The sequence below is a fragment of the Roseomonas sp. GC11 genome (assembly GCF_024437745.1).
Taxonomy (GTDB): domain Bacteria; phylum Pseudomonadota; class Alphaproteobacteria; order Acetobacterales; family Acetobacteraceae; genus Pseudoroseomonas.
Genome location: NZ_JANFNY010000070.1, coordinates 19,074 through 27,948, shown reverse-complemented (window position 1 = coordinate 27,948; position 8,875 = coordinate 19,074). Strand labels below are relative to the sequence as shown.

Annotated in this window: 7 protein-coding genes; 5 read left to right on the top strand and 2 right to left on the bottom strand. The window is 74.0% G+C overall.

What is annotated here, in order from left to right:
- The 3 genes from NON00_RS18920 to NON00_RS18910 form a co-directional block, all read left to right on the top strand.
- The coding region (locus tag NON00_RS18920; RefSeq protein WP_256024261.1) for an ABC transporter permease subunit at positions 1-931 on the top strand (931 nt) is incomplete at its 5' end.
- Positions 928-1,875, top strand: coding sequence for an ABC transporter ATP-binding protein (locus NON00_RS18915; protein ID WP_256024260.1), 948 nt, complete (start codon positions 928-930; stop codon positions 1,873-1,875). The genes NON00_RS18920 and NON00_RS18915, both read left to right, overlap by 4 nt.
- A gap of 10 nt (positions 1,876-1,885) precedes the next feature.
- Positions 1,886-2,575, top strand: a complete 690-nt coding sequence (locus tag NON00_RS18910; RefSeq protein ID WP_256024259.1) for an ABC transporter permease — start codon at positions 1,886-1,888, stop codon at positions 2,573-2,575.
- A gap of 93 nt (positions 2,576-2,668) precedes the next feature.
- Here the strand turns inward: NON00_RS18910 and NON00_RS18905 are convergent, their stop codons facing one another.
- On the bottom strand, positions 2,669-4,987 hold the full coding sequence (locus tag NON00_RS18905) for a HAMP domain-containing methyl-accepting chemotaxis protein (RefSeq protein WP_256024258.1): 2,319 nt from the start codon (positions 4,985-4,987) through the stop codon (positions 2,669-2,671).
- Positions 4,988-5,231: 244 nt separating this feature from the next.
- The gene (gene cysK / locus NON00_RS18900; protein WP_256024263.1) at positions 5,232-6,161 is read right to left on the bottom strand and encodes a cysteine synthase A; all 930 of its coding nucleotides are present in this window, start codon (positions 6,159-6,161) and stop codon (positions 5,232-5,234) included.
- A gap of 90 nt (positions 6,162-6,251) precedes the next feature.
- On the opposite strand from cysK, the gene NON00_RS18895 reads away from it, so the two are divergent.
- Both NON00_RS18895 and NON00_RS24815 read left to right on the top strand, forming a co-directional pair.
- Positions 6,252-6,710: an Rrf2 family transcriptional regulator gene (locus tag NON00_RS18895; RefSeq protein WP_256024257.1), complete on the top strand. Its 459-nt coding sequence runs from the start codon at positions 6,252-6,254 to the stop codon at positions 6,708-6,710.
- 127 nt (positions 6,711-6,837) lie between these two features.
- The gene (locus NON00_RS24815) at positions 6,838-8,859 is read left to right on the top strand and encodes a methyl-accepting chemotaxis protein (protein ID WP_305123450.1); all 2,022 of its coding nucleotides are present in this window, start codon (positions 6,838-6,840) and stop codon (positions 8,857-8,859) included.
- Positions 8,860-8,875 lie beyond the last annotated feature (16 nt).

Below are 8,875 nucleotides of genomic sequence, written 5' to 3'. Positions count from 1 at the left end.
GGCCTGGGCCGAGGCCGCCGCCGCCCTCGCCCCCACTGGCCTGCTGGCCACCGCCGGGCTGGGCGCGGCGGCGGGGCTGGCAGGGGCTTCTCCCCTCGCCCGCGCCATGCCGGCGGCGGGGCTGTGGCTGGGGCTCGGGCTGCTCGGCCTCGCCGCCGGGGCCGCCGCCGCCGCGCGCAGCGCCAGCCCGGCGCGCTTCCTTGCCCTCACGGGTATCGGCCTCGCCGCGCTGCTGGCCGGCGGCATGCTGGATTCCCTCTCCCTGGTGCGGGAGGCCGCCACGCGCGGGGCGGAACTCCGCGCGGCGCTGGCCCAGCATCTCGCCCTGGCGGGGGGCGCGCTGGCCCTGGCGCTGGCGCTGGCCCTGCCGCTCGGCCTGCTCGCCCTGGCCCAGCCACGGCTGGAAGCGGTGCTGATGGCCCTGGCCAATGGCGTGCAGGTGGTGCCCTCCCTCGCCCTGTTCGGGCTGCTGATGCCGCTGCTCTCGGGGGCGGTGGCGCTCTGGCCCGGCCTGCGCGGCTGGGGCATCGGCGGCATCGGCGCGGCGCCGGCGGTGCTCGGCATCGCCGCCTATCTGCTGCTGCCGCTGGCCGGCAGCCTGCTCGCCGGGCTGCGCCTCGCGCCGCCGGAACTGCTCGACGCCGCGCGGGGCCAGGGCATGACGCCACACCAGATCCTGCTGCGGCTGCGCCTGCCGCTCGGCCTCGGGGTGCTGATGGGCGGGCTGCGGCTGGCGGCGGTGCAGGCCATGGGCCTCGGCACCCTGGCGGCGCTGATCGGCGGCGGCGGGCTGGGCGCGCTGGTCTTCCAGGGCATCGGGCAATTCGCCACCGATCTCATCCTGCTCGGCGTGCTGCCGCTGGCCGGGCTGTCGCTGCTGCTGGACGCCGCCCTGGCCACCGCCCAATCCGCGCTGGAGCGCCGCGCATGATCCGCTTCGAGGCCGTCACCCACCGCCAGGGCGGCCGCGCCATCGTGGAAGACGTCAGCCTGGAGGTGCCGGAGGGGCATCTCTGCGTGCTGCTCGGCGCCTCGGGGGCGGGCAAGTCCACCCTGCTGCGCATGGTCAACCGGCTGGTGGCCCCGGCGGAAGGCCGCGTCCGGCTGGCCGGGCGCGACGTGGCGGAAACCCCGCCCGAGGCGCTGCGGCGCGGCATCGGCTATGTCATCCAGTCGGTCGGGCTGTTTCCGCACTGGCGGGTGGCGGAGAACATCGCCACCGTGCCGCGCCTGCTGGGCTGGCCCCGCCCGCGCATCGCCGCGCGGGTGGAGGCGCTGCTGGAGCTGGTGGGGCTGGAGCCGGCGCGCTTCCGCCACCGCTTCCCGCATGAGCTGTCCGGCGGGCAGGCGCAGCGCATCGGCCTCGCCCGCGCCCTGGCGGCCGACCCGCCGGTGCTGCTGATGGACGAGCCCTTCTCCGCCCTTGACCCCGCCACGCGGCGCGGCCTCCAGGCGGAACTGCGCCGCATCCACCGCGAGACCGGCAAGACCATCCTGTTCGTCACCCATGACGTGGAGGAGGCGCTGGCCCTGGCCGACGGGCTGGCGGTGCTGGAACAGGGCCGGCTGGTGGCGGCGGGGCGGCCGGCGGCGCTGCTCGCCCCCGGCGCGGCGCCACGCCTCGGCGCGCTGTTCGGGGAGGAAGGGCTGGCCTTCCACCGCCTCGCCACCCTGCCCGCCCGGGCCCTGGCGCGGCCGGGGGCGCCGCCGCCCGGCACCCCCGCTTTGGCCCCGGAGGCCACGCTGAAGGCGGCGCTGCTGCGCATGCTGGCCGAGGGCGCGCCCTGCCTCGCTTTGCCACCCGGGCCGGGCTTCGCGGGCGGGGTGCTGCACTGGGTGGATCTCGTGCGGGCCGCGCCGGTGGCGGCGGCATGAGGGGGCTGGCATGAAAGCGGTGGCCGCGCAGGCCCTGGCCTTCCTCGCCGCCCTGGCCGCCATGCCGCACAGCGCGCCGCTCTGGGCCGCGCTCTTCCCGGAGGTACAGCGGCCGCTCTGGGAAAGCCGGGGCTGGTTCGCCCTGCTCGGCTGGCACCTGGCCCTGGCCCTCGGCGCGGCGGCGCTGGCGGCGCTGCTCGGGCTGGGCGCCGCCATCCTGGCCACGCGCGGCGCCGGGCGGCGGCTGCGCCCGGTGCTGGACGCGCTCTTCGCCCTGGCCCAGGCGGTGCCGCCGGTGGCGGTGATCGCCCTGGCCCTGCCGCTGCTCGGCTTCGGCGCGGCGCCGGTGCTGCTGGCGCTGGTGCTCTATGCCGCCCTGCCCGTGCTGCGCGCCGCCACCGCCGGGCTGGAGGCCGTGCCCGCGCCGGTGCGCGACGCCGCGCGCGGCTGCGGCATGGGGCCGCTCGGGATGCTCTGGCGGGTGGAACTGCCGATCGCCCTGCCGGTGATCCGCGCCGGGCTGCGGATGGCGGTGGTGATGGCCATCGCCACCACCGCCGTGGGCGCCATCGCCGGGGCGGAGTGCCTGGGCACACCCATCGTCACCGGGCTGGCCAATGGCAACACCGCCTGGGTGGCCCAGGGGGCGCTGTTCACCGCATGGCTGGCGCTGATCGCCCACCGCGCCCTGCGCGGCTGAACAGGGCGCCCCGCGCGGCGGAGCCACAAAACGCGGCGGGGCCACAAAAACCGGGCGGGGCACCCGGCGGATGCCCCGCCCATGGGCAGGGAATCAGGCGCGGATGGCCACCAGGAATTCCGAGGCGCGGCTGCGCAGGTCGGTGGCCTGCCCGGCCAGCCCCTCGGTGGCCTCCAGCATGCCCGTCGCGGCGCCGCCGGTCTCCACCGCCGCCTCGCGCACGCGGGTGATGCGCTGGGTCACGATGCCCGTCGCTTCCGCCACCTGGCTGGCGCTGCGGGCGATTTCCTGCGTCGCCGCGCCCTGCTGCTCCACCGCGGCGGCGATGGTGGTGGAGATCTCGTTGGTCCGCTCCACCGTGCTGCCGATGCCGCGCAGCGCCTCCACCGCGCGCGTCGTCACCGCCTGCATCTCGGCGATCTGGCTGCTGATCTCCTCCGTCGCGCGCGCCGTCTGCCCGGCGAGGTTCTTCACCTCCGAGGCCACCACGGCGAAGCCCTTGCCGGCCTCGCCCGCGCGCGCCGCCTCGATCGTGGCATTGAGCGCCAGCAGGTTGGTCTGGCCGGCGATATCGCCGATCAGCCGCACCACATCGCCGATGCGCGCGGCGCTCTCGGCCAGGCTGCGCATCGTGCCATCGGTGGCGCGGGCCTCCTGCACGGCGCGGTCCGTCACCTGCGCCGCCTCGCTGACGCGGCGGGTGATCTCGACGATCGAGGCCGCCATCTCCTCGGCGGCGGCGGCCACGGCCTGCACATCGGCATTGGCGCGGCCGGCGGCCTCGGCCACCATCCCCGCCTCCTGGCCGGACTGGCGGGCGCTGGCCGTCAGGCGGCGGGCGGCCTCCTGCATCTCCTGGGCGCGCGCTACCACCGTCTCCACCGTGCCGCTCACCTGGCCCTCGAAGGTATTGGCCAGCCGCGCCTGCTCCGTCGCCAGCGTCCAGACCAGCATCGGGCCGACATAGCCGCCCGCGCTGTCACGGATGGCGGAGATGTTGAGGTCCACCACCTCCCGCCCCATCTGCCGGCGCTCGCGGTGCGGCAGGTTGGCGGCATCGGCCAGCAGGGCGCGCTGGGCCAACGGGTCGGCGTGGAAGATGTCGAGGCTCTGCGCCATCACCTCGCCCGGGGCGCAGGGCAGGGTCTCGGCGATCTTGTCCGAGAGGATCTCGCGCATCTGCGCGTTGAGATAGGTGATGCGGAAATCCTGCGCGGGGTCGGACATCATCACGCCGGCCGGCATCTGCTCCAGCATCTGGCGCTGGGCGAAGGCCTCGGCCACGGTGGCGCGCAGCCCCTCCACCGCCTGGGCGATGGCGCCGATCTCGTCGCGCCGGTTGCGGTCCGGCACGGCGATGGCGGCCTGGCCCTCGGCGATGCGCGCCAGCACGGCGGCGAGGCGGCGCAGCGGCGTGCTGATGGCCCCCGCCGTGGCGAAGCCGGCCAGCACCAGCACCAGCGCCACCAGCCCGCCGGCGATCAGCGTATCGCGCTTCACCTGCCCCAGGCTGGCCTCGACGGCGACATGACGGCGCGCGGCATCGCTGTTGATGGCGTCGCTCACCTCGGAGAGGCTGCCCTCCAGCTTCGCGCGGGCGGGGTCGGCCTTGCCCTGGCGCAGGTCGGCCACGGCGCCGAGGCCGGAGACGATGGCCTCCGCCGCGCCGGCGATGCTGTTGCTGGCGGTGCCCATGCGCTCCACCTCGGCGCGCAGGCTGTCGGAGAGCGGGCCGCTCTGCACGCCGCGCAGGTGGACGCGCTGCTGCGCCACGGCGCGGCGCAGGCGGCGGGCCTGCTCCGCATCCTCCGTGCCGATGAAGCGCTGGATGGCCGAGCGCATGTCATTGACCGCGCCGTGATAGGCGAGCAGGCGCTGGCGCATCTCATCGACCCGGGCGGGGTCGGTCAACTCGAACTCGATGCTGGCGGCGACGGCCTCGAAGCGCTGGTCATACTCGTTCATCGAGGGGAACAGCGTCTTGTCGCGCAGTTCCAGCAGCTTCATGCGCTGCTGCGCCACCTCGCGCAGGGCGGCGCCATAGGCGTCGATCTGCGGCAGCAGGGCCAGGGCCTTCTCGCGCTCCGCCGGCTGCGCCTGGGCGGCGCCGGCCTCGATGCGGGCGCGCAGCAGGACGAGGCGCTCCTGCACGCCGGTCTGCGCCGCCTCCAGCGCCTCGGGCGTCTGCGCGTTCTCGGCCACGCTGTTGGCCAGCGCGGCGCGCACGCCCTCCGTCTCGGCATCGTTCAGCGCGTTGTTGACCTGCGCGACGCTGCGCAGCACCTGGTCCTGCTCCAGCACGCCGGTCAGGCTGGCATTCGTGCGGATCACCAGGACAGCCAGAAGGATGAAGGTGAGCGCGGCTGAGAGCGCGAGCTTCAACCCCACCTTCAGGTTGAGGAAAAATCGCATCGGACACGGTTCCCGCCAGTGTGACGGTCAGCATGCCCTGATGGATTTTAACCGGTTGTTGACCATTGCCCGGAGGAAAGGCAGAAGGAGGCGATAAAATAAATCATCAGAAAGGAATCTTCTTTTTCTGAAGAAAAAGAAGCAAAAAGACTTTTCCATTTGGCGCCGCGCCCCATCATCCAGGCGCAGCGCCAAACTGAAAAAAGTTTTTTGGTTCTTTTTTACAAAAAAGAACCTCTTCCCTTCAAAGCCCGGCGAAGAGATCCGTCGAGAGGTAACGCTCCGCGAAGGACGCGGCGATGCCGATGATCAGCTTGCCTTCCATCTCCTTCTGCTCGGCGAGGTCGAGCATGGCATGCAGCACGGCACCGGAGGAGATGCCGATGGGCAGGCCCTCGGTGCGGGCGCAGAGACGGGCGGCGGCGAAGCTCTCGCGCTCGGTGACGCGGCGGACGGTGTCGAGCAGGGCGAGGTCGAGCACGGAGGGGCGGAAGCCCGCGCCGATGCCCTGGATCTCGTGCGGGCCGGGATCGTCACCGGAGAGGACGGCGGATTCGGCCGGCTCGACACCGATGACGCGCAGGCCCTCGCGCCGCGGCTTCAGGGCGCGGGCGATGCCGGTGACGGTGCCGCCGGTGCCGACGCCGGCCACCACGGCATCCACCAGGCCATCGGTGTCGGCCCAGATTTCCTCGGCGGTGGTGGCGGCGTGGATGGCGGGGTTGGCCGGGTTGTCGAACTGCCGGGGCATCCAGGCCTCGGGCGTGCTGGCGATGATGGCCTCGGCGCGGGCGATGGCGCCGGACATGCCCTGGCTGGCCGGCGTCAGCTCCACCTCGGCGCCGAGCAGGCGCAGCATCTTGCGCCGCTCGATGCTGGCGCCATCGGGCATGGTGACGATGAGGCGGTAGCCCTTGGCGGCGGCGACGAAGCCGAGGGCGATGCCGGTATTGCCCGAGGTCGGCTCGACCAGGACGGAGCGGCCGGGATGCAGCCGCCCCTCCCGCTCGGCGGCCTCGACCATGGCCAGGCCGATGCGGTCCTTCACCGAGCCGAGCGGGTTGAAGAATTCCAGCTTGAGCGCGAGCCGGGCCTTGAGGCCGCGCGCGGCCTCCAGCCGCGGCAGGCGGACAAGCGGGGTATGGCCGATGGTGTCCAGGATGCTGTCGTGCATTCCAGGCACGGAACGGGGCGAGGGGGTGTTTCCTTCGGGCATGGGCGCGTTATATCACGTCTTGCGCACGTGGATCAGGGGGCGAATGCGATGTTGTTGCGGCGGGATCGGGCGATGACGGCGGTGTCGATCGTGCTGGACGTGGCGTTTCACGCCGGGCGCGGGGCGACGGTGCCGGCGGGCGACATTGCCGACCGCCTGGGCGAGGCGCGGCGCGGCATCGAGCCGGTGCTGCAGGCGCTCTCGCGCGCGGGCATCCTGGGCAGCACGCGCGGGCCGAAGGGCGGCTACCGCCTGGGCCGCGCGGCGCGGGACATCACCCTCTCCGAGGTGGTGGCGGCGGTGACGGCGCCGGAGCCGGGGGCGGAAGAGGTGCCGGAGGCTCCCCCCTCCCCCTTGCAGGAAAAAGTGATCCGCCCGCTGTGGGAGGAGCTGGAGACGACCATGCTGGGCGCGCTGGGCGGGCTGACCATGGCGGAGCTGCTGCGCCGCGCCGCCGTGGCGGGGCTGCGCCGGCCGACGCCGGAGGCGCTGAACTTCGCCATCTGAGGCGGGGGCCGCCTGCTTCCCGCTCCTTGCCATGCCGTAATCCGTTTTAACCACGATTTGAGGGGGATATGGCAGGATCCCCGCCGTAACGGATCTTCAGGCCAGGACGGCGATGCGCTCTCTGCGGATGCGGCTCACCCTTCTGCTGCTGGTGTTCGGCCTGGTGCCGCCCTGCCTGCTGCTGGCGGCCTTCCTGCCCGCGCGCGGCGCCCTGCATGAGGTGGCGCTGGCGCGGCTGCAGCAGAGCGCGGCGGGCGTGGTGGACACGATCGACCGCAACCTCTTCGAGCGCTATGGCGATGCGCAGGCCTTCGGTCTGAACCTCGCCGCGCATGCCCCGGTGAACTGGCGGCGCCCCGGCGAGGAGACGCCGCTGGTCAAGGCGATGAACGAGTACATGGCCACCTATGGCCTGTACAAGCTGATGCTCTTCGTCAGCTCACGCGGCGGGGTGCTGGCGGTGAACAGCCGTGACGCCCATGGCAAGCCGCTGGCGACGGACCCGATCTACCGCATGGATTTCTCGCGCGCCCCCTGGCTGCGCAAGGTGATGGCCGAGGCGTTCCTGCGCGGGCCGGAGGGGCTGACGGGCACGGTGGTCGAGCCGCCGGCGAAGGAAGCCCTGGTGGCCGGGCTTTACCCGGGCGAATCGGGGCACACCATGGTCTTCGCCGCGCCGGTGCGGGACCAGGCGGGCAACCTGATGGGCATCTGGGCCAATTTCGCCGATTTCGGGCTGGTGGACACCATCCTGGAGGAATGGGAGGCGCGGCTGCGCGCCGATGGGCTGGCCGGGGCACGGCTGGCGCTCTTCGACTCCAGCGGCACGCCGCTGGTGATGCCGCAGGGCGCGCCCATCGCCCCGCCCCGGCTGGAGGGCGGCGTGGCGGGCGGCACCCTCGTCCTGGGGGAGGAGGCGGAGGGCTTCGCCCGCTCCCAGGGCGCCATGGGCTATCCCGGCCTGTCCTGGGTCGCCCTGGCCAGCGTGCCGGCGGGGCAGGTCTTCGCCCCGATCGATGGCGTGCTCTACCAGTTCTTCCTGCTGATCGGGCTGGTGCTGCTGGTGCTGCCGGGGCTGGGCATCTGGGCCGGCCAGGGCGTGGCGCGGCCGGTGCGCGCGCTGGAGGCGGCGGCGCGGCAGATGGCGCAGGGCCTGCGGCGCGTGCCGCTCGGCGCCGTGCAGAAGCGGCCCGACGAGATCGGCGCCACCGCCCGCGCCCTGGTGGCGCTGGATGAAAGCCTCTGCGCCGCCGATGAGCTGGCCGCCCGGCAGGCGGCGGACAATGCCGCCCGGCTGGAGCGCGCCCGCGCCATCGAGGCCATGGTGGCGCAGTTCGACCGCGAGGCGGGCCAGTCCCTCGGCGCCGTCTCCCACGCCGCCGCCGCGCTGCGCGACACGGCGCAGGACCTGTCCACCGCCGCCGAGGCCGGGCAGGCCCAGGCGCTCTCCGTGGCCCAGGCCGCGGGCCGCGCCGGGCAGCATGTGCAGAGCGTGGCCGGCGCGGCCGAGGTGCTGGCCGGCAGCATCACCAGCATGGCCCGGCAGGGGCAGGAGAGCGCGCGCGTCGCCCGCCAGGCCACCCAGCAGGCCGGCGCCGCCGAACAGGCGGTGGAGGGGCTGAACGCCGCCGCCGCGCGCATCGGCGATGTCGTGAAGCTGATCGCCGATATCGCCGGGCAGACCAACCTGCTGGCGCTCAACGCCACGATCGAGGCCGCCCGCGCCGGCGAGGCGGGCAAGGGATTCGCCGTCGTCGCCTCCGAGGTGAAGACGCTGGCCAGCCAGACGGCCAGGGCCACCGAGGAAATCGGCAGCCAGATCGAGGCCATGCGCACCGAGACGGAGCGCACGGTCCAGGCCATCGGCACCATCGCCACCACCATCGCGGCGATGGATGCGGCGGCGCGGGAGGTTTCCGACGCCGCCGTGGCCCAGCAGCAGGCGACCGAGGGAATCGGCACGGCCGTGGCCGGGGCGGGCCAGGGCACGGGCGAGGCCGCGCGCCATGCCGAGGGGCTGCGCGAGGGCGCCACCCGCACCGGCGCCGCCGCCTCCCAGCTCCGCACCGCCTCGGAACAGCTGGCGCGCGAGGCCGCCGCCCTGCGCGGCGAGATGGACCGCTTCCTCTCCGGGATCCGCGCCGCCTGACCTGAAAGCTTTTCTT

Excerpts from the sequence above, each read along its gene's own strand:
- NON00_RS18915 (WP_256024260.1), top strand. The coding sequence starts at position 928 with ATGATCCGCTTCGAGGCCGTCACCCACCGCCAGGGCGGCCGCGCCATC.
- NON00_RS18910 (WP_256024259.1), top strand. The coding sequence starts at position 1,886 with ATGAAAGCGGTGGCCGCGCAGGCCCTGGCCTTCCTCGCCGCCCTGGCC.
- NON00_RS18905 (WP_256024258.1), bottom strand. The coding sequence starts at position 4,987 with ATGCGATTTTTCCTCAACCTGAAGGTGGGGTTGAAGCTCGCGCTCTCA.
- cysK (WP_256024263.1), bottom strand. The coding sequence starts at position 6,161 with ATGCACGACAGCATCCTGGACACCATCGGCCATACCCCGCTTGTCCGC.
- NON00_RS18895 (WP_256024257.1), top strand. The coding sequence starts at position 6,252 with ATGTTGTTGCGGCGGGATCGGGCGATGACGGCGGTGTCGATCGTGCTG.
- NON00_RS24815 (WP_305123450.1), top strand. The coding sequence starts at position 6,838 with ATGCGGCTCACCCTTCTGCTGCTGGTGTTCGGCCTGGTGCCGCCCTGC.